The 24,841-nt window shown below is 51.5% G+C and carries 22 protein-coding genes; 11 read left to right on the plus strand and 11 right to left on the minus strand.

The window, feature by feature from the left end; translation table 11 throughout:
• Positions 1-29 precede the first annotated feature (29 nt).
• Positions 30-1,286 carry an MFS transporter gene (locus U9S71_RS10130; RefSeq protein ID WP_326327221.1) on the minus strand — a complete coding sequence of 419 codons (1,257 nt, stop codon included), beginning with the start codon at positions 1,284-1,286 and terminating at the stop codon, positions 30-32.
• A 340-nt stretch (positions 1,287-1,626) separates the two neighbouring features.
• On the opposite strand from U9S71_RS10130, the gene U9S71_RS10135 reads away from it, so the two are divergent.
• A complete protein-coding gene (locus U9S71_RS10135) occupies positions 1,627-2,292 on the plus strand; it encodes an ABC transporter ATP-binding protein (protein ID WP_326327223.1) in 666 nt (221 codons plus the stop codon).
• 13 nt (positions 2,293-2,305) lie between these two features.
• On the opposite strand, the gene U9S71_RS10140 is transcribed toward U9S71_RS10135, so the two are convergent.
• Complete coding sequence (locus tag U9S71_RS10140) at positions 2,306-3,886, minus strand: S41 family peptidase (RefSeq protein ID WP_326327225.1); 1,581 nt, start codon at positions 3,884-3,886, stop codon at positions 2,306-2,308.
• Positions 3,887-4,034: 148 nt separating this feature from the next.
• Here U9S71_RS10140 and U9S71_RS10145 point away from each other — a divergent pair, with 148 nt between their 5' ends.
• Positions 4,035-4,601 carry a hypothetical protein gene (locus U9S71_RS10145; RefSeq protein WP_326327226.1) on the plus strand — a complete coding sequence of 189 codons (567 nt, stop codon included), beginning with the start codon at positions 4,035-4,037 and terminating at the stop codon, positions 4,599-4,601.
• Here the strand turns inward: U9S71_RS10145 and idi are convergent, their stop codons facing one another.
• Positions 4,602-5,108, minus strand: coding sequence for an isopentenyl-diphosphate Delta-isomerase (gene idi / locus U9S71_RS10150; RefSeq protein WP_326327227.1), 507 nt, complete (start codon positions 5,106-5,108; stop codon positions 4,602-4,604). It lies immediately after the preceding gene.
• A 32-nt stretch (positions 5,109-5,140) separates the two neighbouring features.
• Complete coding sequence (locus tag U9S71_RS10155) at positions 5,141-6,454, minus strand: nicotinamide mononucleotide adenylyltransferase (protein ID WP_326327228.1); 1,314 nt, start codon at positions 6,452-6,454, stop codon at positions 5,141-5,143.
• 86 nt (positions 6,455-6,540) lie between these two features.
• On the opposite strand from U9S71_RS10155, the gene kbl reads away from it, so the two are divergent.
• Together kbl and typA are read left to right on the plus strand one after the other, a co-directional pair.
• On the plus strand, positions 6,541-7,737 hold the full coding sequence (gene kbl, locus U9S71_RS10160; protein ID WP_326327229.1) for a glycine C-acetyltransferase: 1,197 nt from the start codon (positions 6,541-6,543) through the stop codon (positions 7,735-7,737).
• Positions 7,738-7,860: 123 nt separating this feature from the next.
• Positions 7,861-9,666 carry a translational GTPase TypA gene (gene typA, locus U9S71_RS10165; RefSeq protein ID WP_326327230.1) on the plus strand — a complete coding sequence of 602 codons (1,806 nt, stop codon included), beginning with the start codon at positions 7,861-7,863 and terminating at the stop codon, positions 9,664-9,666.
• Positions 9,667-9,683: 17 nt separating this feature from the next.
• On the opposite strand, the gene U9S71_RS10170 is transcribed toward typA, so the two are convergent.
• Both U9S71_RS10170 and U9S71_RS10175 read right to left on the minus strand, forming a co-directional pair.
• The gene (locus U9S71_RS10170) at positions 9,684-11,165 is read right to left on the minus strand and encodes a RagB/SusD family nutrient uptake outer membrane protein (protein WP_326327232.1); all 1,482 of its coding nucleotides are present in this window, start codon (positions 11,163-11,165) and stop codon (positions 9,684-9,686) included.
• Between the two features lie 16 nt (positions 11,166-11,181).
• Positions 11,182-14,373, minus strand: a complete 3,192-nt coding sequence (locus U9S71_RS10175) for a SusC/RagA family TonB-linked outer membrane protein (RefSeq protein ID WP_326327234.1) — start codon at positions 14,371-14,373, stop codon at positions 11,182-11,184.
• Between the two features lie 247 nt (positions 14,374-14,620).
• On the opposite strand from U9S71_RS10175, the gene U9S71_RS10180 reads away from it, so the two are divergent.
• A complete protein-coding gene (locus U9S71_RS10180) occupies positions 14,621-15,097 on the plus strand; it encodes a DUF4293 domain-containing protein (RefSeq protein WP_326327235.1) in 477 nt (158 codons plus the stop codon).
• The gene (locus U9S71_RS10185) at positions 15,094-15,588 is read left to right on the plus strand and encodes a hypothetical protein (RefSeq protein WP_326327236.1); all 495 of its coding nucleotides are present in this window, start codon (positions 15,094-15,096) and stop codon (positions 15,586-15,588) included. The genes U9S71_RS10180 and U9S71_RS10185 overlap by 4 nt, the downstream gene beginning before the upstream one ends.
• Here the strand turns inward: U9S71_RS10185 and U9S71_RS10190 are convergent, their stop codons facing one another.
• Positions 15,589-16,128, minus strand: a complete 540-nt coding sequence (locus tag U9S71_RS10190) for a DUF2892 domain-containing protein (RefSeq protein ID WP_326327238.1) — start codon at positions 16,126-16,128, stop codon at positions 15,589-15,591.
• Positions 16,129-16,246: 118 nt separating this feature from the next.
• On the opposite strand from U9S71_RS10190, the gene ung reads away from it, so the two are divergent.
• Positions 16,247-16,918 (plus strand): uracil-DNA glycosylase, encoded by a 672-nt coding sequence (gene ung, locus U9S71_RS10195; RefSeq protein ID WP_326327239.1) that lies wholly within the window; start codon positions 16,247-16,249, stop codon positions 16,916-16,918.
• A gap of 2 nt (positions 16,919-16,920) precedes the next feature.
• Here the strand turns inward: ung and U9S71_RS10200 are convergent, their stop codons facing one another.
• Positions 16,921-17,391, minus strand: coding sequence for an Lrp/AsnC family transcriptional regulator (locus U9S71_RS10200; protein WP_325640409.1), 471 nt, complete (start codon positions 17,389-17,391; stop codon positions 16,921-16,923).
• Positions 17,392-17,679: 288 nt separating this feature from the next.
• Between U9S71_RS10200 and sufB the strand changes: the two genes are divergently transcribed.
• The 3 genes from sufB to sufD are packed head-to-tail and all read left to right on the plus strand — an operon-like array spanning position 17,680 to position 21,278.
• Complete coding sequence (gene sufB / locus U9S71_RS10205; protein WP_326327241.1) at positions 17,680-19,131, plus strand: Fe-S cluster assembly protein SufB; 1,452 nt, start codon at positions 17,680-17,682, stop codon at positions 19,129-19,131.
• Positions 19,132-19,165: 34 nt separating this feature from the next.
• On the plus strand, positions 19,166-19,918 hold the full coding sequence (gene sufC, locus U9S71_RS10210) for a Fe-S cluster assembly ATPase SufC (protein WP_326327242.1): 753 nt from the start codon (positions 19,166-19,168) through the stop codon (positions 19,916-19,918).
• A gap of 58 nt (positions 19,919-19,976) precedes the next feature.
• Positions 19,977-21,278: a Fe-S cluster assembly protein SufD gene (sufD, locus tag U9S71_RS10215; RefSeq protein ID WP_326327244.1), complete on the plus strand. Its 1,302-nt coding sequence runs from the start codon at positions 19,977-19,979 to the stop codon at positions 21,276-21,278.
• 16 nt (positions 21,279-21,294) lie between these two features.
• Here sufD and U9S71_RS10220 read toward each other — a convergent pair whose 3' ends face one another.
• The 3 genes from U9S71_RS10220 to U9S71_RS10230 form a co-directional block, all read right to left on the minus strand.
• Positions 21,295-22,131, minus strand: a complete 837-nt coding sequence (locus U9S71_RS10220; RefSeq protein WP_326327246.1) for a sigma-70 family RNA polymerase sigma factor — start codon at positions 22,129-22,131, stop codon at positions 21,295-21,297.
• 81 nt (positions 22,132-22,212) lie between these two features.
• The gene (locus tag U9S71_RS10225; RefSeq protein WP_326327247.1) at positions 22,213-22,524 is read right to left on the minus strand and encodes a hypothetical protein; all 312 of its coding nucleotides are present in this window, start codon (positions 22,522-22,524) and stop codon (positions 22,213-22,215) included.
• A 58-nt stretch (positions 22,525-22,582) separates the two neighbouring features.
• Positions 22,583-24,124 (minus strand): NAD(P)/FAD-dependent oxidoreductase, encoded by a 1,542-nt coding sequence (locus U9S71_RS10230; protein ID WP_326327249.1) that lies wholly within the window; start codon positions 24,122-24,124, stop codon positions 22,583-22,585.
• A gap of 99 nt (positions 24,125-24,223) precedes the next feature.
• Here U9S71_RS10230 and U9S71_RS10235 point away from each other — a divergent pair, with 99 nt between their 5' ends.
• Positions 24,224-24,805, plus strand: a complete 582-nt coding sequence (locus U9S71_RS10235) for a LemA family protein (RefSeq protein WP_326327251.1) — start codon at positions 24,224-24,226, stop codon at positions 24,803-24,805.
• Positions 24,806-24,841 lie beyond the last annotated feature (36 nt).

Below are 24,841 nucleotides of genomic sequence, written 5' to 3' on the forward strand. Positions count from 1 at the left end.
GGATTCGCTGCGGGAAGAATAACGGACTCCTAGCAGACTGGCTCGGGCTCTTCAGCTGCGGCCATGATGTCTGTCACTTGCTGTTCGAGGGGTGGTGTTGCTTCAAGGGCCTCCGGAACCACCACCATGTGGGCGTTGCGCTTTTGATGAAGAATGAAAGCCAGCGCAAACAATGCGCCGCCCCCTGCCATGGCCGCGCCCACCCATTCAGGCGAGCTATAACCATAACCCATAGCGATAGGCAAGCCGCCCAAAAAGGCGCCTAGCGCGTTGCCGATGTTGAAACTCGCCTGGCTCACCGAAGCAGCCAGCATTTCTGAGCCCTTGGCGGTGTTGATCATCAGCATCTGTATGGGAGCGCCCAATGCGAAAGTAATACCACCCAGAAGGAACGTCATTACCAGCGACGGGATGGGGTAAACGGCTACATAGTGCAACGTAATCAATGCAACCACCATCGCGGTAAGCAGCATGATGGCCGCTTTGGCAGGCGACACCAAATCGGCCAACCGGCCACCCACCAGATTACCGAAAAACATACCCAGGCCGGCCAACATCAGGATGTAGGTCATCGACGACTCGGAGAATCCGGCTACCTTGGTCATCAGCGGCGAAATGTAGCTGTACCACGAGAAAAGACCGCCGGTACCGATCGCAATCATGCCCACAATGAGCCACGCCTCGCGGCGCTTGAAAAAGCGCAGTTGCGTCTTCACACTGGCTGCTTGCTTTGCGGGCATATCCGGCATCCAGAACTTCAAGGCGAGTAACGTGATGATGCCTACCAGTACCACGATAGCAAACGAATAGCGCCACATGAAGTTGTGACCGATATAGGTGCCTAAAGGTACGCCAATCAGGTTGGCAATGGTGAGGCCGGCAAACATGACAGAAATAGCCTGCGCTTCTTTGCCCGGTCGAACCAACCGGCTGGCGACTACCGAGCCCACCCCGAAAAAGGCGCCGTGCGGCAAACCAGCAAGTACCCGCGAAAACAAAAGTGATGCGTAGCTCGGTGCAAAGGCCGTAAATGCATTGAAGAGCGTAAATAGTAGCATCAATCCGATGAGGATACGTTTAGGCGGATACTTCCCGGCGATGACGACAAGTAGGGGCGCCCCGATGACCACACCAACGGCGTACGCGGCGATCAAATGCCCCGCCGTGGGGATGTCGATCGCCAAATCATAGGCAATCTCTTCCAGCAAACCCATCATCACGAACTCGGTGATGCCGATGCCCAAACCACCAAATAAAAGCGCAAGTAAACTCTTCTTCAACTGCATATTCCTGTTGTTTTACAGCCTTAGTGTAAAACGGACACAAAGGTACGTCATTTTCCGATGTATTTCATGCCAACCCTTAAAACAACAGAAATATGATATAAAATTGATATTGGTATATTGACCTGCAATAATCATGTGTTCGATATCGAACATTCAGCTGTTCGGAAACGGACACTTTAGGGCCTTCGTTTTTGTGTAGTCTGTTGTGCATTAGCTTGTTATAATAATGGATGGATTTTGGCATAGGCCTACGCGATAATTAATATATTTGAGCATGGCCAGTTGACAATCAAAGGGGCTAACTACTAACTACTGAGTACTTAGTACTAATTACTAATAAATGATTCAATTAGCTAACATATTCAAATGGTACAACGTGGGTGGAATGCGCTCGTTCGTACTGAAGGACATCAGCCTCCATATCAATGAGGGCGAATTTGTATCCATCATGGGCCCTTCAGGGTCGGGGAAATCCACCCTGCTCCACGTCCTTGGTTTGTTGGATGAGCCCGACGAGGGCGAGTACCTGCTCATGGACAACAGCGTGTTACGGCTGAAGGAAAAACAGCGCTCCGCTTTGTACAAGCAGTACATCGGTTTCGTTTTCCAGGCATACCATCTCATCGATGAGCTCACCGTTTACGAAAACATCGAGACCCCGCTCATCTACAAGAACCTCAAGAGCAGCGAGCGGAAGGCCATTGTGGCCGACCTGCTCGACCGTTTCGGTATCGTGGGTAAAAAAGACCTGTTTCCCACCCAACTTTCTGGTGGGCAACAACAGCTGGTGGGCATCGCCCGAGCATTGGCTACCACGCCCAAATTGTTACTCGCCGATGAGCCGACAGGAAACCTCAACTCTAAACAGGGAGAAGAAATCATGAACCTGTTCAAGCAGCTCAACGAAGAAGAAGGTGTCACCATTGTGCAAGTAACACATTCGGAAAAGAATGCCGAATACGGCAACCGGATTGTTCAATTGCTCGACGGGCAGATCGTGAAGTAATCGACAGGCTGAACTATTTGCCGTTTAGGGCAAGCATTGCTTGGGCGAGCACTTCATCGGAACGGTTCTTCACTTTGAAAAATGCTTCGCTGCCAAAATAATACCGGCCTAACAAGGCTTCGATATCCGAGCGTACCATTGATCTCGCGGCATCGGCTTCACTCGCGCTGTATCCCATACCGCGCTCACGGATGTATTGCAAGAAACGCTCGTATTCCGTCTCGGGCAGGAAGTAGCCCTTGAGGTAATTCTCAACGGAATATGTCGGTACCGATGTCGTCAGTCTGTCGTACACATAGTTCTCGATCAGGCTGGCCCGCCGAATCTTACGATATAATGTGCTGGCCCGGCTGCTGTCTGCCGGCACGATGACATCGGGCGATATGCCCCCGCCGCCATATACCAGTTTGCCCGAGGTGGTGGTGTAAGCAGCGGTATCGAGGTTGCCCAATAAGGGAAGCTGGCCGGTATGGCAGAGGCTGTCTGCCGTAACGGTATACGACTTTTGGATGCACCGCCCCAGCGGCGTGAAGTACCTGGCCACGGTGAGATTCAATGCTGAGCCATCGCCAAAGCCGAATTGCTCCTGCACCAACGCTTTGCCGTACGATCGGCGGCCCACGATAACCCCACGGTCGAGGTCTTGGATGGCACCCGCAACGATTTCGCTGGCGGAAGCGGAGCTTTCATCAATCAGCACTGCTAAGTCGCCGTCGCCAAATAGGCCGTCGGCGCTTGAATAATAGTCGACGCGAGGCTCATGGGCTCCTTCAGTATAGACAATCAGCTGTTTGTCGTTGAAAAAATGACTGGCCAAGGCTGTCGCCGCATTGAAATAACCGCCACCGTTTTCACGCAGGTCCAATATGAGCTGCTGCGCGCCTCGCTTCTTAAGGTTACGCAGCGATTGTTCGAAGTCCTCGGCCGTCCGTGCCCCAAACCGGCTGATCTTGATGTATGCCGTCACACTATCCACCAGGTAGGCCGCGTCGATACTACTCACCTCCACCCGGTCACGCATCACCTTCAGCGGCAACGGCAGGTCAATGCCGTTGCGGTGTATGGCAATCTCGATGGCGGTACCGCGGCGGCCGCGGATTTTCTTTTCCAGCATTCTTTCCGAGATGGGGTTCCCCGCGATGGTGTCGCCGTTGATGGCCAGTAGTTTGTCCCCTACCCGCATGCCCGCCTGTTGAGCCGGGCCGCCGGGGATCAGCCCCACGGTCATCAGCGTATCGTTCAGGATATAGTATTCGATGCCGATCCCTTCAAAGCTGCCCTCCAGTGTTTCGTGCTGCTTAAACGCTTGGTTTGGTCGAAGATATTCCGAATGGGGATCCAGGTGGGCAACAATTTCATCAATGGCCAAGTCCTGCAACTCGTCGGTTCCAATGCTATCTACATAATTGTCGGCAATAAGGTCAATCAGGCGTTGTACCTTGCCCGAGTTGTCGATAAAGCGCAAAGGCAATAACGTGTTGCGGCCCGTATGGGAGTTCTCGTCGGTGAAATTCTGCCCCAGCAATAACCCCAAAAATAGGACAGCAGCATACGTGGCCGCCACCAACAGATTTCTTTTCGTCTCCTTGCGCATACCCTAAGATAACAGACGCTAAATTAAACAGTTTTCCTCGTTTTTCCCGCCTAGCACATAAAATTTACAATATTTCCAATCCGTTTCGACTTATTATTGTATAAGTTATCAGATAGTATTCCGACTTTTGGAGAAATTAATGAGCGCGATGCACGAGATAGAGCCATATTACCGCTGGAGGGATGATTACATCGCTGCCGAAGATGAACAGTCCCCGTTCTACGGCGTGGAGTACAATGAATTTGAATTCGATAAACAGGTCTATAATTTCCTGTTGCACCCCCAATGGGACAGTTTCGGTTCCAGCACGTTGTACTTGAAGGTGCTGTATGCCGATTATTCCCGGAACTATGCCATCATCGAGCTGATCGGAGAATGGAATGACGCCATTTATAACGACATCATGCTGCTCAAGCGCGAAGTGATAGACGTGATGGTGAATGCGGGTATCCATAAATTTATCGTCATTGGTGAAAATGTGCTGAATTTTCATGCCTCAGACGATTGTTACTACGAAGAATGGTTTCAGGATATCGAAGATGGATGGATTGCAGGGATCAACTTCCGCGACCACGTGATCGATGAATTCAAGTCGAGCAATGTTGATTATTTCATCAACTTTGGCGGTATACTCGACAACCTGGACTGGCGTGTACAGAAGCCGCTGCAGGTATATAAAACGGTAGAAGAACAGCTGGTGAAAAGGCTGAATTGACTACCACTCAAACACCCGTTGGTAAATCAACTTAAACCATGCGGTATAGGTATCAGGGTGGGTACGGATGTCGTGTTCGATATCCGACTGGCCCAACCAACGGTAGTTGGCGACTTCCGCCGGGTTGGGGTAAGGTATATGGCTGCTATGGCCTATAAATACGTGGTCGAATTCGTGCTCCGTTAAGCCATTGTCAAACACTGCCCGGTATTGAAACGCAAAGGCAAAGGTGAGGTCAGCTTCCATACCCATCTCTTCATGCAGCCGACGGTGGGCGGCGTCCATTACGCTTTCGCCGGGTCGGGGATGGCTACAGCATGTATTGGTCCATAAGCTGGCGCTGTGATATTTATGCGCGGCACGCTGGTGAACCAGCAATCGCCCTTGGTTATCAAAGATAAAAACGCTGATGGCGCGGTGCAACAATCCTTCACGGTGAGCCGCCAGCTTTTCCATCGTGCCTATTGCACGATCTTGTTCATCCACCAATATAACCTGTTCTTCCATGCTAATCGCTCACACGTTCACCACTCACAAACTCACACCGTCTTCACGTGCCGTTCGTCATAGTCCTCGATGTCGATAATATACCTATTTTTTACCAAGAAGTCAAATAATGGACGTGCCTCGGGCGATACCGGCATATTCGATGTCGTGATGATTTGGCTCTGCTGTTTTTGAAGATACGGATAAGCGTATAGTTTAACATTCTTGCTAAACAGTCCGCTGACGTAAGACAGGAGCTCGTCCGTATAATTACCCTTCGTATATTGCTTCGAGTTAAAAACGTTACGCAGGTTCGAGATGTTTGTGGAGATACCCACATTTCGCGGCTTAAATTGCGCCAGGTATTCCGCGAGATAATGGTTGCGTGTAAAGTTAGATACCAGGATATGGTTTCCCGTACTGCATAGGTATTCGGCCCGCTCGGCGAAATACTGCAGATCGTCCGAGGTGAACTGGGGTGCGTGGTCGAGCACGTTGCTCATCAACACTTCGATCAAAACCACCAAGTTGTCATCCTTAATACCCAGGTTGCGCTTGAACTGGTCGACGGCCAAATTGAAGAGGTCGAAGTTTGGGTTGGACCGTTGCCGGTACTTGGTACGCAAAATCATGACGTCCTTCTTGTATAGGAAATCTTTGCTTTGGTATGCGGAACCTTCGGGGTTGAAAATGGCTGCTTTTGAAAAGCCCTTGGCAATGAGGTACAGGTTGATGAGTCGTTCGTTCACCCCCTCGAAAACCGGCCCGTTTACTTTCACAAGGTCAATTTCAACCGATCCCGGTGATAGGTTGTCGGCCAGTGACTCGATCATCGTCTGAACATCACGGGTATAGTAGTACGCAGCAAAAACGAGACTGACGCCCAAAATGCCCAATACTTTCTGCTGCAGCAAATTATCGCTATCCAACAAACGTATGTGAAAAATAATCTCGTTGGGTGCGCTATCCACCTCATGCTGGAAACGGAGGCCGACCCAGCCATGGGCTTCGTTCGTTTTGTTGAAATTGAGCGCTGACACGGTGTTGGCAAAGGCAAACAGCCGTTTGTTTTGGTATTTTTCGCCTACCAGCCGCTCGGTGAGTAGTTCGTATTCATGCTCCAGCATTTTCCGAAGGCGCGAGCGGCTCACATACCGCCCCGAGTCTTCAGCGCCGTAGATTGCATCGCTGAAGGCCATGTCATAGGCAGATATGGTTTTGGCAATGGTTCCCGAAGCAGCCCCAGCATTGAAAAAATTCCGTGCGACCTCCTGGCCGGCCCCGATTTCGGCAAACGTACCGTATATTTTCTCGTTGAGATTGATTTTTAATGCCTTCCGCTTCGTCTCGTAGATTTCCCTTGCCATGCCGCAAAGATAGGCATTGCCAGCGATTTTGAATTGGCGATTTAATTTTCGACTTTTGACCCAGCACACAAACGAATGCCCATATTATGTACAAAACCCTCCAACCTGCATTGCAGCAAGAACTCCAAGCCATTAAAGATGCCGGCTTATACAAAGAAGAACGGGTGATTGTAACGCCCCAGGGCGCCGACATCCGAATCGAAAACGGCGAAGAGGTGATCAACTTCTGCGCGAATAACTATTTGGGACTCTCCTCACACCCGAAGGTCATCGAGGCTGCCAAGCGTACCATCGATAGCCATGGCTATGGGATGTCATCGGTACGTTTCATCTGCGGCACGCAGGATATCCACAAGACACTGGAGGCCAAAATCTCCAAATTTCTGGGTACAGAAGACACCATCCTTTATGCTGCGGCATTCGATGCCAATGGCGGCGTGTTTGAACCCTTGTTCGGTGCTGAGGATGCCATTATCTCCGATGAGCTCAACCATGCATCGATCATCGATGGCGTACGGCTTTGCAAAGCCCAGCGGTTCCGCTACAAGAACTGCGACATGGCCGACTTGGAAGCACAGCTTAAAGCGGCAAAGGATGCCCGGCACCGTATCATCGTGACCGACGGCGCTTTCTCAATGGACGGTAGTGTGGCACCACTGGATAAAATCTGCGACCTGGCCGATCAGTATGAGGCACTGGTGATGATCGACGAATCGCATTGTACGGGATTCATCGGTAAAAACGGTCGTGGCACACACGAACTGCACGGTGTGATGGGGCGCGTGGATCTGATTACAGGTACCCTCGGTAAGGCACTCGGCGGCGCCTCCGGTGGTTTTACGTCGGGGAGAAAAGAGATCATCGACATGTTACGCCAGCGCTCCCGGCCATATTTGTTTTCGAACACCCTGGCGCCAGCCATCGCGGGGGCATCCATTGCCGTGCTCGACATGCTCAGCGAAACGACCGAGTTGCGTGATAAACTGGAATACAATACGAAGTATTTCCGCGATCGGATGACCCAAGCCGGGTTCGATATCAAACCGGGGGTACACCCCATTGTGCCGGTGATGCTGTACGACGCGCCGCTGGCCCAGGAGTTCGCCACCCGGATGCTGACCCAAGGGATTTACGTCATTGGCTTTTACTATCCCGTGGTACCGAAAGGGAAAGCCCGGATACGCGTACAGCTATCGGCGGCCCACGAGCAGCATCACCTTGATCGCGCCATTGCGGCCTTTACCAAAGTGGGCAAGGAACTGGGCGTTATAACCGCAGGATAGACTCCCGCCGGCTGGTCTCCTTGTTGGCAATCGGGCCTTAGCTCGACAAAAAATAACAAAGGCAGTAGATTCCCGCAGATTTTCCATACCTTTGCACCCTCAATTTTAAAATACCCGCACGGGATGCAGAAAATCAGAAATATCGCCATTATCGCCCACGTCGACCATGGTAAGACGACTTTGGTCGACAAAATTCTCCACTTCACCAACCTCTTCCGGGAGAATGAACAAGCCGGTGAACTCATATTAGACAATAATGACCTCGAACGTGAACGCGGCATCACCATCGTTTCCAAAAACGTGGCCGTGCAATACAAAGACGTCAAAATAAATATCATCGATACACCTGGCCACGCCGACTTCGGCGGCGAGGTGGAGCGGGTATTGAAAATGGCCGATGGCGTTATCCTGCTGGTCGATGCCTTTGAAGGGCCCATGCCTCAGACCCGTTTCGTAACCCAAAAAGCACTCGCCCTAGGCCTTAAGCCCATTGTTGTAGTTAATAAGGTCGACAAGGAAAACTGCCGCCCCGACGAAGTATATGAGGCGGTGTTCGAATTGTTCTTCAACTTGGACGCTACCGAAGAGCAGCTCGATTTCCCGGTGCTGTACGGCTCCTCCAAACAAGGGTGGATGGCTACCGACTGGAAGCAGCCGGCTGAAGATTTCACCGCATTGTTAGATGCGATATTAGAACATATTCCTGCGGCTCCCTATCAAGAAGGGACGTTACAGATGCAGGTAACCTCGTTAGACTATTCTTCCTTTGTAGGCCGGATTGCTATTGGCCGTGTGGCTCGCGGTGTCATTCGCGAAAACCAACCGGTTTCACTTGTTAAGCGCGATGGCAAGACTGTGAAGGCACGTGTAAAGGAACTCCATACCTTCGAAGGTCTTGGCCGGGTGAAGGTACAGGAAGTAAAGGCCGGTGATATCTGCGCCGTGGTTGGAATCGAGGGGTTCGACATCGGCGACACCATAGCCGACTTTGAAAACCCCGAACAATTGGAGGTCATCCATATCGATGAGCCGACCATGAACATGCTCTTTACCATCAACAACTCACCCTTTTTCGGTAAAGAGGGCAAGTTCGTCACATCGCGCCACCTCCAGGAACGGTTGTACAAGGAAACGGAGAAGAACTTAGCGCTTAAGGTCGTACAGACCGATTCGCCGGACTCCTACCTGGTTTATGGCAGGGGTATCCTCCACCTGTCTGTACTGATTGAAACCATGCGCCGCGAAGGGTATGAACTTCAGGTAGGCCAGCCGCAGGTCATCATTAAAGAGATCGATGGCGTGAAATGCGAGCCGATCGAGTCGCTCGTGGTCGATGTTCCTGCAGAAGTGTCTGGTAAGGTAATCGAACTGGTGACCCAACGCAAAGGGGAACTGCTGGTGATGGAGACCAAGGGCGATATGCAGCACCTCGAATTCGATATCCCAGCGCGTGGCATTATCGGCCTCCGTAATAACGTGCTCACCGCGACAGCGGGAGAGGCCGTAATGGCACACCGTTTCAAAGCCTACGAACCTTGGAAAGGAACCATTCCCGGGCGATTGGCCGGCGTATTGGTTTCGATGGAAAAGGGGCAGACAACGGCGTATTCGATCGATAAGCTGCAAGACCGCGGCCGTTTCTTCGTCGACCCGGGCGTAGATGTCTACGAAGGGCAGATTGTGGGCGAACATATCCGCGACAACGATCTGGTCGTTAACTTGGTGAAAGGTAAACAGCTGACGAACATGCGGGCCTCGGGTAGCGATGACAACGTGCGTATCGCCCCAGCTATCAAGTTCTCGCTCGAAGAGTCGATGGAGTACATCCAGGCAGACGAATACATCGAAGTAACCCCGAAGAGCATTCGTCTCCGCAAAATTTACCTCACGGAAAACGAACGGAAGGTGAATGCGAAGAAATTCCAGTAAATGGCGACAGACCCCGGCTAATAACCGGGGTTTTGTGTTAATGTTGGGTTGGTTCGCAGCTCACTCGCCGGAATCGGCATGAGCAGGTAGTGGGGCTCGAAGCTGATCTGCCCATCGCCTTCCTCGGACCTCTCCAAAAAATCATTCATGATTTCTGTAGCCTTTTCGGCGCCCTGGCGTACAATATCGTACCAGCGCAAGGCTTCGCCGGCAAATTCCAGCCGCCTTTCTCTGAACACCGCTTCACGGAAGGCTCCCTGGTTGGGGGCGGCCGATGATGTAAGGCTGTCTAGTCCTGCCCGTTGACGCACGACATTGAGCAGCGCGAACGCCTCACCATCGGCAACGTAGCCCAGTTCATTCAGCACTTCGGCATACATCAATTGCACGTCGGTAATGCGGACGATGGAGAGGTTGACATCGTTGTCCTCTTTATTGGGCGGTGCCGCACCATGCGCATACTTAATATACAAAAGGGTTAAGCTATCCGTCACGTCATTACTACTGGTATATCCTTTTTGAATGGTAAAATCTCGCCTGATGTCTGATGTGTCGTAAGCCGTATATAAATCGTTCGAAACGGCAACCCATGTAGATCGTCCCCCTTGCGGAAACAGCTCGGAGCGGAGGTTTTCGGGCACGAGTGAATAGACCAACGGATTACCCTGGCTGTTCAGCCCCGACGTATACTGGATCTGGAACACGTGCTCCGATCCATTGTCGCGGGTATTGACAAAGCAATCGCCGAACGCATCGTACGGCTGCAGGCCATCATACGCCAAAATTTCTTCGAGCAGCGGCTTGGCCGATTCATAATGCTGCGTGTACAGGTAAAGGCGGGCTAGGATGGCCTTCGCGGCAAACTTGGTGACCCGCCCCAGGTTGTCACCACCTTGGTGTCCGGGAAGCACCTCGGCGGCAGCAAGGAGGTCGGCTGTGGCAAAAGCGAACGTTTCCTCCTGGCTGGCCCTCGGTACCGTAGCGGTCTCCTCGGCACTCAACCGGCGGTCGATGATAGGCATACCCCCAAAAATCCAACCGAGCTGGAAATAACAATAGCCCCTGATAAATCGTGTTTCTCCACGCATGATTGTCCGTACCAGCTCATTCGCAAAATCGCCGTCATCAATCTGGTCCAATATATTATTCGTCCGGTTGATGATTGTCCAATAGGCCGCCCAGACCCCGAAAATGCGGTCGTCACCGGCAGTGAAACCAAAGCGGGCGAGCGGATTGTTCGTGGTGTTCTGCAACGTGTTGACATTGTCACTGAGGCTTTCCATCATCATCGGATAATCGAATCCATGTACCGACCGCAACCCTCCATAAGCACCGAACAGGGCTTGTCGGAAGTCGCCTGCTGTTTGATAGAAATCTTCTGTATTGTAGGTAGACTGCGGGGTCAGTTCCAGCTCTTTGGTACACCCCCCGGCTAATAACACTGCCGCCGTTATTGATATCGCTAGGATGGTCGCTTGCATTGCCGTAAATTTTTCCATGACCGATGTTATTATACTAAAAGGAAACGTTTATGCCGAGGGAAAACCGCTTTGATAGTGGATATCCGCCGTAGTCGGTTGCAGGGCGGGTGTTTTCGCCAGCACCGGAACCTCCTGCGTTGTTGACTTCAGGGTTGGCACCGGGATATTTCGTGAACGTATGGAGGTTATCGGCCATCACAAATACCCGTACGCCACGCACGTTCCACTTTTTCAGCACCGTGTCTTCGAAATGATAACCCAGTGTGATATTACGTATCCGTACGAAAGTTGCTTCGTATATCCACGTATCGTTATAAGCTGGGTTAACGCCTACCACGCTGGGGGTTTCGCCATCCCACGCCATGTTTATCCCTGTCGGAATGTTAGCACTGAACCGTTCGGGTTTGTAAGCATGCAGCCAATCGCGGTATTGGTTGGTTCCCTCGCCAAGGCCATTGTTGAATCCCCGTCGACCAAGATAGAAGACATCGCCACCCTGTTGCCCCTGGATGTCAAAGCTCAAGTCAAACCCCTTGAAAGCGATTTCGTTCGATAATCCCCACAAAAAATCCGGTTGCGGATTCCCCACAATCGTATGGTCCAGCTCATTGATCTGCCCATCGTTGTTCATATCGACAATCTTGAGGTTTCCTTCCAACTGCCCGTTAATGATGGGCACCCGTGGTGCACCGGTCTCGTCAAAATCCGCAGGCAACAACACGCCTTCGGTTTTATACATGTAGAAGCTGCCCAAAGGGCGGCCCACGGCGGTGGTATAAGCGTTGAAGTCCTGGAGCGTAGTCAACATGATTAACTGGTCAATCCCCGGTGTCAATGAGCGAACGGTATTGCTGTTTCTGGAAAAGTTGATGGTTGTAGTCCAACTGAAATCGTCTGTTTTGAAGTGTTGCGAGGTAATCTGTAATTCGACTCCTTTATTTTCCACCTCCCCGATATTCTGCCGTATTGCGGAGAAGCCGCTGATGCGCGAGATCGGCACGTTGAGTAGCAGGTCGCTCGTCCGATTGAAATACGCATCCGCCGTCACCTGTATCCGGTCGTCCAGCAGCCAGATATCCAGGCCGATGTCCCTCGATAATGTGGTCTCCCAGCTGAGGTTTTCATTGGCGATATTACCAGGCACCAAACCGGTTACCAGCTTTCCGTTGAGGTTATAGTCCTGCCGGCCCAAGAGCGAGATATGTTCATAGTTGCCAATCCGGTCGTTGCCAGCCTTGCCCACCGACGCCCTGATTTTGAGGAGCGAGAGCCACTCTGCTTCTTGGAGGAAGGCCTCTTCATTGATTTTCCACCCAATGGACGCTGCCGGAAAAAGTCCCCATTTGCTGTTAGGCCCGAACCGTGAGGACCCGTCGTAGCGCGCGCTGACAGAAATCAGGTAGCGGTCGCGGAAGAAATACTGTGCGCGCCCGAAAAACGACGTGGTAGCACTCTCGCCGATGGAGGTGCTGGCCAGTGTGGGGTTGTTGGCTACATTTAACGTCGGAATCAAGTCGTTGGCATAGCCATCGCCCGCTGCGGCCAATAAATCTTGTCGGTTATGCTCATAACTTTGTCCCACGAGAATTCGCAACACGTGGTCTTCACCCCAGTCGGGGCGGTATGTTGCCGTATTCTGGATGTTGAATACATAACTATCGGTGCTAGAGGCATAACCTTGGGCTTGTGCTCCCTTGTTTACATTTGCCGGCGTAAACTCGTTGTAAGCCGCGTGCGAACCGATATAGCCGAGTTGGGTGCGTAGCGTAAGTCCGACTATCGGGTTGTATTCGGCAAAGGTGTTTATTTGGAGTTCGTTGGCTTTGGCACGGGCGGTCATTTCGCGGAGCCGGGCCAGCGGGTTTACGTATGTCTGCGCAGGAGAGTAGCCCGCAGCCTCGGTATTCTGATCGGTGCCGACCACCGGCGGCATAGCCAGCGCATAGTGTGCGTTGCTCTCCTTGCCATCGGTCTCGGGGTCGTTGATTAGGTTGAAAGACGTAGCCACGTTGGCGCCTAATTTTATTTTTTCACCAATGTTGAATAGGGTATTGGCACGGAGGTTATACCGCTCAAACCCGGTATGATGCATCACCCCGTCCTGCCGGAGGTAAGCCCCTGAGACCCGGAAGGTGCCGATTTCGCCGCCTCCGGATACATTCAGTGCATAATTTTGCATCGGGGCCTGCCGATAAACCACATCCTGCCAGTTATTATCGGGCAACGCGGATGGATTGAGGTAATTATCTGGATATTGGTATTCGGCTGGGCGGGCAGACACGGGCGCTGCCGGGTCGCCACCGGTTTGCTGGAACCTCGAGTCGCGCAGGTACCGGATGTAAGCTGTATATTCGTGCGTATCCATCATGGGCAGGAACCGGTCTACCTCTTGGAACCCCACGTAGCTATTGAAGTCAATCTTCGTATCTCCTTCTATGCCCGATTTGGTGGTAATCACGATCACGCCATTCCCACCCCGAGCACCGTATATCGCGCTAGCGGAAGCGTCTTTCAGCACTTCTATGGAAGCAATATCCCTTGGGTTCACATTTCGCATATGGTTTTGTGGAATCCCGTCGATAACATACAGGGGGTTGCTGGAGGCGGTAACGGAATTCAGCCCTCTGATTTTGATGTTTGCCGGTTTGCCAGGGGCGCCGCTGCCTTGGCTCACCCGTACACCGGCTATTTTGCCGGCAATGCCGTCTTCCGTGTTCGTGATGGCATGCTGCTGGAAAGCATCGCCGCGGAGCGAACTCACCGATCCGGTGAGATTCTTCTTTCGAACCGTGCCATAGCCGATAACCACCACCTCGTCCAATACGTTAGCATCGGCATCTTGCGGCTGCAAGGTGATGGTCTGCCCGTTGGCAATGCTCATGGGCATTTCAAAGGGCTCGAAACCCAGCATGGAGAAAGTTAGCATCGCAGTTGTGTCAGCCGGCGACTTGATTTCATAGGCGCCCTTCTCATCCGTCTGCGTTTCGATGGTTGAGTTCTTGATGCTGACGGTTACGCCTGCCAAGGGCCGGCCTTCGTTGTCTTCCACCAATCCGCTGGCCACTCGTTCCACCGTGTCACGTGGGGTGCCATCCTGTGTTATGGTATCCATGCTAATGGTATCCGGGGGGATGGTGTCTTGTTGAATGGATGCTTGGCCGGATGCCGGCAAAATAGGGGAATACCCCACGCAAGGGCTACTGAAGAACAGCGTACTGCAACTCACACAGAATAGCATTCGCCTGCAAACACTCACCATCATACTCGTTTGATTTATGCCCAACCTAATTATTTGGGGGTTAAGTATCTGTCTGTTTTAACGTATGCTGGGCGAGATAGTATACAGGGCTAGAATGGGTTTTGTTTTAAATATTTTCGCTCAAGGGCGCGATAGCCGTCGCGACAAGCGAATTTATACGTTGTTTTTAAAAGCAACAATGCCTAAGTTTGCGTTGTATTATAGTCAATGCCGTATGATTCAACGTATCCAGAGTGTTTGGTTGTTCCTGGCTTCAGCCACCATCTTTGCCTTGTTCTTATTCCCTTACCTGCAATATGCCGACTTGGGGGGCATGGGTAAAGCACTGAAGGTAACCGGGGTCTATCAGGGCGTAGAAGGCCAAGCGGTGCGCGCCGAGTTTTTCATGCTCCAAACCATCGCAACGGTATTATTGGGGTTATTTCCCTTATACATCATATTTAAGTTCCGTCAACGCAAACAACAGGTCCAGTTGATCATATTGGATATCGTGTTGCTGTTGTTGTTTGGCGTTTGGCTATACGTTTCGGCCAGCAGCGCACTCGCCGAGGCGCACCAATTTCTTTCCGCGCGGAACATTGGAGTGGGGTTTTTCTTACTGCCCATCAGCATGGTCTTCCTCGGCATGGCCATGGGGGCCATCCGGAAGGATGAAAAATTAGTGAAATCGGCAGACCGATTAAGGGGATGAAACGGATAGGTTTATTTGTTGTTTTGGTGTTGGTTTCGCTGCCAATGGTGCTTTCGGCCCGTCAGGACGAAAGAGCCCCGATTGCGCGAGATTCGAGTGCGTTGACCATGGACGGCCTCCGGTTTGAAGTGATCTCCTTTGCCATCGATTCGGCCACGAATACCTCCACGGCAACCTTAACCATTACTAGCTTGGCGGAGCGATCGCGCGAATTGAAGGTCAATGTCTATGGCACGCAGTTGGTCGACGACCGGCGGAACGCCTATTATTTTTCAACCATCACCATGGGCCGCGTATTAATGCGGTTTGAAGACCGCCAGAATTACCTACATTATCTCCTGCAACCCAACACGCCCGTGGAGTTGGCGATTACAGCACAGGGCATCTCGCCCGAAGCGGCCGCCATACAAGTGGTGAAAATTGTCTTTGAGGATAGCGAAGATGAGGGACGGTTTCTGGAAGCGTACCTAACCGCTCCGGAAACAGAATAGCTATCGATACCGTGGTTGTTGTTGTCGATCCATCATGCCCATCTGATCCTTCATCATTTTGATCTGATCGGCAAGGAGCTTGTTTTTGTCGGCCCGTTTCGCTTCCTGGAGGTATTTAGTCGCCTCCCGTTTGTTGCGCTTGGCCATGGCAATGCCCGCAAGGCTCAACTTGGCGAGGGCCACATTATGCCCCATGTGCACGCCCAACGACAGCGCTTTCTTAAAAAACTTCTCCGACTGCATGGGCGACTTCTGTGATTCCATTAATCCCAGCAAGAGGTGGTAATAACCGTGCTGCGCACGGATAAGTTGTTTTTCGTAGTTTTTGATACGTCCCAACCAACCGGCTGCTTTTGCCATGTTCTCCTTGCGGAGGTAAAATTGGGCGATGAGCATGTTCTCATTGAAAAAGACCGTTACAAATGCCACGATGGTGATCAGGATACCTATGATACCCCACCCCCATTCGCCATAGACAAACAGGGCTACGGTAGCAACCAGCAAGAGGGTAGATAGGATAATCCGAACGAGGTTAGACATGTGTCGCTATTATTAGTTGATGTAACTTTTCTTAAAAAACCATACAAATATCCGTTTATTTCAGCGGTTTACCAACTGGCCACGGGTACATTTTACAATAAAGTGTATTTTTGCCAGTATGAGCGTACAATTGGAAGCGGGTTGGAAAGCGGTGCTGGGGCCAGAATTCGGAAAACCCTACATGCAGGAACTCAAGCAATTTTTGATAACCGAAAGGCGGGATCACACGGTTTATCCATCCGGTACCCTCATCTTCAACGCTTTTAACCATACGCCGTTCGATGAAGTAAAGGTGGTCATATTGGGCCAAGACCCCTACCATAACGTAGGGCAGGCCCACGGCCTGTCTTTTTCCGTTCCACCGGGGGTGGGTATACCGCCCTCATTGCGCAATATGTATCAGGAATTAGCCGCCGATATCGCCGGATTCCAGCCACCGAAACACGGTGACCTCACCGCATGGGCCAACCAGGGGGTGCTATTGCTCAATGCCACGCTGACGGTGAGGGCGCATACCGCAGGTTCGCACCAAGGGAAGGGATGGGAAGCATTTACGGATAAGGCGATCGCGGAATTATCGGCCCACAGGCAGGGAATTGTGTTCCTGCTGTGGGGCAGGTATGCCAAAAACAAGGCGGCACTTATCGACCACCATAGGCACCATATCCTCACGGCGGCACACCCGTCACCGTTTTCAGCCCACCATGGCTTCTTCGGGTGCAAGCACTTTTCCCGGACGAATGCATTTCTGACGCAACAGGGCCTTGAACCGATCGACTGGCAGGTATAGCGTCAGTACTCCATCGGCACGATGGGCTCTTTCTTGCTGGTAGACATGATCATCATGGTTTGGAACGTCTTAACAAAGGGGATTTTGCTGATTTTTTCCATGATGACCGCTTCATAAGCCTTGATGTCTTTCACGTAAACCTTCAGCATGAAATCGCATTGCCCCGTAACGTGATGGCACTCGGTCACCTCCTTGATGTTTTTCACCGCTTCGACAAACTCGGGGATGGCGTTGTGCGTGTGGAAGTCGAGCGATATCTGGATAAACGATTTGATGCCCAGCCCCAGCTTTTCCTCATCAACGAAGGCATGGTAACTTTTGATATAACCGGAATTTTCCAGTTTGCGTACACGTTCCAGCGTTGGAGCGGGCGAAAGGCCGATACTCGATGCTAATTGTAGATTGGTAATCCGGCCGTTTTCCTGAAGAAGTTTCAGAATTTTGAAGTCGGTTTTGTCGGGCTGGAATGGCATATGTCAACGATTTGGATATGAACTGTTCTTTCGTGGCGCATCCGCCAAATTATATTTGGCAATAGTACGGTTTATTTTCCATATTGTTTGTCTGTAAAACCGGGTGATGAAGCGCGGGCGGCGAATCCTATTCATTATCACTGATTTGTAAAAATACGAAAAGCGGCGCTATTCCCCGAAATGAGCCGCCAATAGGCGAGGTTTATTGGCACTTTAATCGTAACTTTGCATCTCGAAAAGCTGGGCAGAACGCTTAGCAGCTTATTGACCCGTTGCGGAGGAAATGCTATGAGTACGAAAGATGACGAATTGTTAAAGGAGCTCGCGCTCGAAGAATATAAGTACGGATTTTCAACGGATATCGAAATGGATATCGCCCCCAGGGGGCTTAACGAAGATACCGTGCGGTTGATTTCTGCCAAGAAAAACGAACCCGAATGGCTGTTAGAATGGCGCCTGAAGGCACTGAAGCATTTCCTTCAAATGGATATGCCCACATGGCAGAACTTTGATAACCCCAACGTTGATTTCCAGGATATCTCCTACTATGCGGCACCAAAGGCAAAGCCCAAGTTGAATAGCTTGGACGAAGTGGATCCCGAGTTGCTTTCTACATTTGCAAAGCTGGGTATCCCGCTCGACGAGCAGAAAGTATTGGCAGGGGTTGTGGCTGTAGATGCGGTATTTGATAGTGTATCGGTCAAAACCACCTTCCGCGAGAAACTGAAAGAACAGGGTGTTATTTTCTGTTCTTTTGGCGAAGCCGTACAGGAGCATCCCGAGCTGGTAAGGCAATACCTCGGTACGGTTGTGCCGCAAACGGACAACGTATACGCCGCACTCAACTCGGCCGTGTTTTCCGACGGCTCGTTTGTATACATCCCCAAAGGGGTACGCTGCCCCATGGAGCTTTCCACCTATTTCCGTATCAATGCGGAAAACACCGGGCAATTTGAGCGCACGCTGATTATCGCCGATGAGGGCGCTTATGTAAGTTACCTCGAAGGGTGTACCGCGCCGATGCGCGATGAGAACCAGATGCACGCTGCCGTTGTTGAGCTGGTGGCGCTGAAGGACGCAGAGATCAAGTATTCGACCGTGCAGAACTGGTATCCCGGCGATAAGGACGGTAAAGGTGGTATCTATAATTTTGTCACCAAGCGGGGTATCTGCAAGGGCGATCACGCCAAGATTTCCTGGACGCAGGTGGAGACCGGCTCGGCCATCACATGGAAGTATCCCGGTGTCATCCTGAAAGGCGACCATTCCGTAGGCGAGTTTTATTCCGTGGCACTTACGCGGAACAAGCAGGTAGCCGACACGGGGACGAAGATGATCCACTTGGGTAAGAACACACGAAGCAAGATCATATCGAAGGGTATCTCGGCGGGGGTGAGCCACAATAGCTACCGCGGCTTGGTGAAAATCGGCCCCGGCGCCGACAATTCACGTAACTTCACCCAGTGCGATTCCCTGTTAATCGGCGACCGTTGCGGCGCGCATACCTTCCCTTATATCGAAAACCGGAATAAGACAGCCACGTTGGAGCATGAAGCAACGACGTCCAAGATCGGTGAAGATCAGCTGTTTTACCTTACACAGCGCGGTATCGACCCCGAAAAGGCGGTCGGACTGATTGTGAACGGATATGCCAAAGAGGTGCTAAACCAACTGCCCATGGAGTTTGCCGTGGAGGCGCAGAAACTATTAGCCATATCGCTTGAAGGAAGTGTAGGCTAATCATTTAAATGAAAGGAGAGTAGTGAAAGACATCATGTTAAGTATAAAGAATTTACACGCATCAGTAGAAGATAAAGCGATATTAAAGGGCCTCGACCTCGAAGTGAAGGCAGGCGAAGTACACGCGATCATGGGCCCCAACGGCTCGGGAAAGAGTACGCTGGGAAATGTATTGGCTGGTAGGGAAGCTTACGAGGTGACCGAAGGGGAAGTGTTGTTGGACGGCATGGACCTGTTGGAACTTTCGCCCGAGGACCGCGCCCGTGAAGGGGTGTTCCTGGCCTTTCAATACCCAGTGGAAATACCAGGGGTATCGAACATCAACTTCCTGAAAACGGCATTGAATGAAATACGTGCCCATAAAGGCTTGCCGCAGATAGAGGCTCGCGAATTCCTGAATAAAGTCAAAGAGAAACAGAAACTGGTGGAGTTCGATGCGAAACTGGCAAACCGCTCGTTGAACGAAGGGTTTTCAGGTGGCGAGAAGAAACGCAATGAAATCCTGCAGCTGGCTATGCTGGAACCTAAATTGGCGATTTTGGACGAAACCGATTCCGGACTGGATATCGACGCCCTCCGTATTGTGGCGCGGGGCGTAAACCAACTGCGTACCGAAAACAATGCGTTTGTGCTCATTACCCACTACCAGCGGCTGCTGGAGTACATCGTGCCGGATTATGTACACGTCCTTTACAACGGTCGCATTGTCCGTTCGGGCACCAAGGAACTCGCACTGGAATTGGAAGAAAAGGGTTACGACTGGATCAAGGAAACAGTCGACGCCTAAACCACGGTTTTTGATTTAGAAAGGAGAGGCTATGTTGGATGAAGTGGCAACAGATACCATGATTACACAAACGAGTGATTCACTATATACCCAATTGATTAAAACAGCTGGCGAACGCCTATCGGCTGGAACTTCAGGGTCGCTGGGCGAAATCCGCAAACAGGCGCTGGATCGTTTCAAAGCGACCGGCTTTCCGACGGTAAAAAGCGAGGATTGGAAATATACCAATGTGCAGCCCCTGATTAACCGGGCTTATGCTGTGGAAGCGGAGGCACTTGCTGCGGGCGCAGCGTTGGATAAAGCACATATCCCCGATCTTGATGCCCACCGTGTGGTATTGGTTAATGGCCAATACAGCAGCGAGCTATCTTCCATCGAAGAAATTCCCGGCTTGCAGATCATGCCTATTGAGCAGGCGTTCGAACGACTGTGCTTCGCTAAATATTTTACGGCCTATGCGGATAAAACAGATAACCCGTTTGTGGCTTTGAACACGGCGGCATTTACTTCGGGCTTGTTTATCGAAGTGGGTAAAAACACCCAGCTCCAAAAGCCCATCCACATTATCCATGTGGCTGCCTCTGCGAGCCCCTTTTTTAGCCAAACCCGCAATCTGTTTGTGATGGGAGCATTTGCCGAAGCGGAGATTATCGAATCTTTTGTGACGGATGATGCGGCGGAGCATAGCTTGAGCAACCACGTTACCGAGATCATGGTGCGCGAAAATGCGAAGCTGCAACATTATTACCTACAAATCGCCGGGGCCCAAAGTAATTACATCAATCATACGGAGGTACACCAGGAGAAACATAGCCTGTACAACAACTACAATTGCACGTTCCCCGGTGCGGCATTCGTGCGCAACAATATCAACGTACGGCTGGGCGACAGTGAGGTGGAAAGCCACCTGTACGGCATCGCCCTAACGGCAAACAGCCAGCTCGTTGATAACCACACCATCGTGGACCATATGAAACCGCATTGCGAGAGCTACGAGTGGTACAAGAACATTACACAGGATACCTCTACAGCCGTGTTCAACGGTAAGATATTCGTGCGCCTCGATGCGCAGAAGACCAACGCATTTCAGCAGAACAATAACCTGCTTATCGGTGAGAAATCGGCAGTGTACACCAAACCGCAACTGGAGATTTTCGCTGACGACGTCAAATGCAGCCATGGGTGTACCATCGGCCAGTTTGATAATGAAGCATTGTTCTATTTGCGGGCGCGGGGCATCAGTGAAACACAGGCACGAATCCTATTGACACACGCTTTCGCATTCGATGTGACCAGCCGTTTCGCTAATGATACCGTGCGCCAATACGTGGAGCACTTGGTAGAAGAAGGGCTGCAGTAATCTTATAAGTGAGTTTTCAAACACTAATCCGACAAAGCTTATCCGGGTCAACGATGGAGAAGATGTTTCTTATCGTGGATTGCTGGTCATCCCATTCGAAAACCTGGCAATTGACCAGCTGCCCGTCCTCATAGAACAACAAAGCTGGTTGATGATTGACGGTTTGCACGGCAACCTGGTAACGATGCTGATAATGCTGGTAGAGATATAGCACCAGATCAATGACGGGGCGTTGGCCTTCTGTCAACTCGCTGACAACTTGCATGTTTTTGCCACCATCCGCTTTCACTGCTATTTCTTTAGCTAGCAACTGGGTGAGCGCCTCGATATCGCCGGCTTCAATACAGTGGATATAGGTCTCCAGGAAATCCGTGGTCACCGTGGCGGCGGGTTTGAATCCACCATCGCTGCCCTTCAGGTTCCGCTTTGCACGGCTTAATAATTTCCTGGAATTTTCTACCGTAATCGACAACGTTTCCGCAATTTCTTCGTGTGCGTAATCAAAGGCTTCTTTCAGGATGAACACTGCGCGCTCCCTGGCGTTGAGGTGCTCCAACAGCACCAGCATCGAATACGAGATGATTTCCTTCTTTTTCAACCGGCTGTCGGCCCGTTCGGTAGCCATCGGCTCAGGCAACCACGTCCCTTCTCCACGGATACGCTTGTTCCGGTCTTTAAGATTGATGGCCCGGTTAATCACACTTTTTATCAAATACGCGCTTTCATTTTCCAATGTTGCACCCACCCCCGATAGCCGCTTTACCATCACATCCTGGATCACGTCGAGTGCATCGTCTACAGAGCCTAGGATGTTGTAAGCATACGGTAATAATTTGCTTTGATAATCGGTCATCGCTAATCGTTTTCCATGTTTGGGCATGAACCCCTATCTGTTGCGGGCATGCCGGACCAGCGGGATAGGGGTTCATCTTTTTCAGCTAAAAATGTCATAAGAGGCGGCGGCAAGCTCAAGGAACTGCAGGTTCTCCGGCGTTTCCAGACCGCTTCCATCACGCTGTTGCTGGAATGATTTGAAAGAAGGAAGCGCGAGAAACTGCTGTTGTGCCTCTTCATTAGCAAACGTAGCGATGTGTGTGAATGTTTTTCCATCGGCGCCAAGATAAGAAATGTAGCGGATGGAAGGGTTGTTGAGCGCCTTGATATCGTGGATGAAGGTATTCACGTTTACAAGGTTCTTTGCAGCGAACGATGGCTGCACGGTGTACGTTACTTTTACGATTTTCATTGTACTTGTTTTTATTTGTCTCTTCATAGACAATCATCCACGACAAAACGTGACAAGTTTAAACAACTATCGCATCCGCGCAATTCATTCCATCAATCGCCGCAGAAACAATACCCCCGGCATAGCCGGCGCCCTCGCCGCACGGATATAACCCTTTCAACTGCGGGTGCTGTAGTGTTGCCTTATCCCGCGGTATGCGCACCGGCGATGATGTGCGCGATTCCACGCCTACCAATACCGCCTCATTGGTGTAATAGCCTTTCATTTTCTTGCCAAACACGGGGAGCGCTCTCCGCAAGGCCTCATGGACAAACGCTGGTAAGACATCCGTAAGGGGCACACTCCTGGTGCCCGGCTTATACGAGTTGGTCGGCAGCGAGTTGGATAGTTTCCCTTCCACGAAATCCACCATACGCTGGGCGGGCGCCACCAGGTTGCCGCCGCCCATTACGTAAGCGCGTTCCTCCACCTCATGCTGGAAATCCATGAGTGCGAACGGGTAGCGCGCTACCTGCGGAACATCGTCCAAATTCACCTGAACCACCGTGCCCGAATTAGCGTACGGGTTGTTGCGTTTGGAAGGCGACCAGCCGTTCACCACCACTTCTCCCTTGTCGGTGGCGCATGGTGCAATGACACCGCCGGGGCACATGCAGAACGAAAACACCCCCCGATCGTCCACCTGCTCCACCAAACTGTAATATGCCGGGGGCAGGTGCTCGCTCCGCACCGAGCAGTGATATTGCGCTTGGTCGATGATTTCCTGCGGGTGCTCAATCCGCACCCCAAGGGCAAACGGCTTGGGTTCAACCAGCCAGTGTTTGCGGTGGAACAGTTCGAATACATCCCGGGCCGAGTGCCCGGTTGCCAGGATGACATGGTCGGCCATAATTTGTTCGCCCGAAGCCAGTTCAATACCCCTGGCATGGCCTCCTTCCTGCAAGATATCGGTCACCCTACTATTGAAGCGGATTACGCCACCGTGATCCAGGATGGTTTGGCGTATGCGCTGGATGATATGGGGTAGCTTGTTGGTGCCGATATGGGGGCGCGCATCCACCAGGATATCTTCCGTCGCTCCGTGTGCCACAAACACGTTCAGCACCTGCTGCACATCTCCCCGCTTATTGGAGCGGGTGTAGAGCTTGCCATCGGAATAGGTACCCGCCCCACCTTCACCAAAGCAGTAATTCGAGTCGGAGTTAACGAGTCCATCTCTATTTAATACCGCCAGGTCCCGCCGCCGTTCCTGTACATTTTTCCCGCGCTCTACCACTATGGGGCAGAAGCCTTTTTCAAGACAGCGCAACGCAGCAAATAAGCCCGCCGGACCGGCGCCGACAATGATGACCGGTGGCGCACCTGCTACATTGACATAGTCCACAAGTAAATTGGCGGGAGCGGGTAGCTCGTCGATATAGAAGATGATGCGTACCCTGAATACCACCCGCTTCCCACGGGCATCGATGGATCGCTTACGGATTTTTAAGCCTTTAATCCGTTCTGGGGCGATATCAAGTTGCATGGCGCCCTCCTGTAGAAGGTGCGTTTCGTCTGCGATCCGCTCGGGGAGAACGCTTAATTCGAGTTCTTGCTGCATGTAATGATGTCGGGTTTTTATCCCGAAGTGTAACAAAGGTATAAATTTTGCAATCAAAGTATTAAATTAGTGGCATTAATGCATTTAAAATCAATCAATATGAAAAGAAGGTTATTCGTGGCCATGGTGGGTCTATTTGCCGCCATGTCGTTCAGTTCATGCGGTTACAATACCTTGGTGGACCTCGAGGAAAATGTGAAAGGTAAGTGGGCACAGGTAGAAAATGCCTACCAACGGCGGGCCGATTTAATTCCCAACCTTGTCAATACGGTTAAAGGCGCAGCTAACTTTGAACAGGAAACCCTCACGCAGGTAATCGAAGCCCGTGCAAAAGCATCGTCGGTCACCGTTGACCCCGAAAATCTGACTCCCGAAGCTATCCAGCAATTCCAGCAGTCGCAAGACGCGCTTTCGCAATCGTTGGGCCGCCTGCTCGTCACAGTGGAGCGTTACCCCGAGTTGAAAGCCAACCAGAACTTTTTGGAGTTGCAGGCGCAATTGGAGGGTACTGAAAACCGCATCAGCACCGAACGACGTGCATTCAACGAAGCTACCCAGCAATACAATTCGTCGGTAAGAAGGTTCCCCAACAACATCACTGCCGGTCTTTTCGGTTTCAAGCAAAAAGGCTACTTCGCTGCCGAGGCAGGTGCCGATCAAGCGCCCGAAGTACAGTTTTGACGAAGCTTTGAGACATCAGGCGTGAGATTTGAGACG

Origin of the sequence: Parapedobacter flavus (assembly GCF_035818675.1) — a bacterium.
GTDB lineage: Bacteria > Bacteroidota > Bacteroidia > Sphingobacteriales > Sphingobacteriaceae > Parapedobacter > Parapedobacter flavus.

Coding starts and splice junctions, on each gene's coding strand:
- U9S71_RS10130 (WP_326327221.1), bottom strand. CDS start 1,286: ATGCAGTTGAAGAAGAGTTTACTTGCGCTTTTATTTGGTGGTTTGGGC.
- U9S71_RS10135 (WP_326327223.1), top strand. CDS start 1,627: ATGATTCAATTAGCTAACATATTCAAATGGTACAACGTGGGTGGAATG.
- U9S71_RS10140 (WP_326327225.1), bottom strand. CDS start 3,886: ATGCGCAAGGAGACGAAAAGAAATCTGTTGGTGGCGGCCACGTATGCT.
- U9S71_RS10145 (WP_326327226.1), top strand. CDS start 4,035: ATGCACGAGATAGAGCCATATTACCGCTGGAGGGATGATTACATCGCT.
- idi (WP_326327227.1), bottom strand. CDS start 5,108: ATGGAAGAACAGGTTATATTGGTGGATGAACAAGATCGTGCAATAGGC.
- U9S71_RS10155 (WP_326327228.1), bottom strand. CDS start 6,454: ATGGCAAGGGAAATCTACGAGACGAAGCGGAAGGCATTAAAAATCAAT.
- kbl (WP_326327229.1), top strand. CDS start 6,541: ATGTACAAAACCCTCCAACCTGCATTGCAGCAAGAACTCCAAGCCATT.
- typA (WP_326327230.1), top strand. CDS start 7,861: ATGCAGAAAATCAGAAATATCGCCATTATCGCCCACGTCGACCATGGT.
- U9S71_RS10170 (WP_326327232.1), bottom strand. CDS start 11,165: ATGGAAAAATTTACGGCAATGCAAGCGACCATCCTAGCGATATCAATA.
- U9S71_RS10180 (WP_326327235.1), top strand. CDS start 14,621: ATGATTCAACGTATCCAGAGTGTTTGGTTGTTCCTGGCTTCAGCCACC.
- U9S71_RS10185 (WP_326327236.1), top strand. CDS start 15,094: ATGAAACGGATAGGTTTATTTGTTGTTTTGGTGTTGGTTTCGCTGCCA.
- U9S71_RS10190 (WP_326327238.1), bottom strand. CDS start 16,128: ATGTCTAACCTCGTTCGGATTATCCTATCTACCCTCTTGCTGGTTGCT.
- ung (WP_326327239.1), top strand. CDS start 16,247: ATGAGCGTACAATTGGAAGCGGGTTGGAAAGCGGTGCTGGGGCCAGAA.
- U9S71_RS10200 (WP_325640409.1), bottom strand. CDS start 17,391: ATGCCATTCCAGCCCGACAAAACCGACTTCAAAATTCTGAAACTTCTT.
- sufB (WP_326327241.1), top strand. CDS start 17,680: ATGAGTACGAAAGATGACGAATTGTTAAAGGAGCTCGCGCTCGAAGAA.
- sufC (WP_326327242.1), top strand. CDS start 19,166: ATGTTAAGTATAAAGAATTTACACGCATCAGTAGAAGATAAAGCGATA.
- sufD (WP_326327244.1), top strand. CDS start 19,977: ATGATTACACAAACGAGTGATTCACTATATACCCAATTGATTAAAACA.
- U9S71_RS10220 (WP_326327246.1), bottom strand. CDS start 22,131: ATGACCGATTATCAAAGCAAATTATTACCGTATGCTTACAACATCCTA.
- U9S71_RS10225 (WP_326327247.1), bottom strand. CDS start 22,524: ATGAAAATCGTAAAAGTAACGTACACCGTGCAGCCATCGTTCGCTGCA.
- U9S71_RS10230 (WP_326327249.1), bottom strand. CDS start 24,124: ATGCAGCAAGAACTCGAATTAAGCGTTCTCCCCGAGCGGATCGCAGAC.
- U9S71_RS10235 (WP_326327251.1), top strand. CDS start 24,224: ATGAAAAGAAGGTTATTCGTGGCCATGGTGGGTCTATTTGCCGCCATG.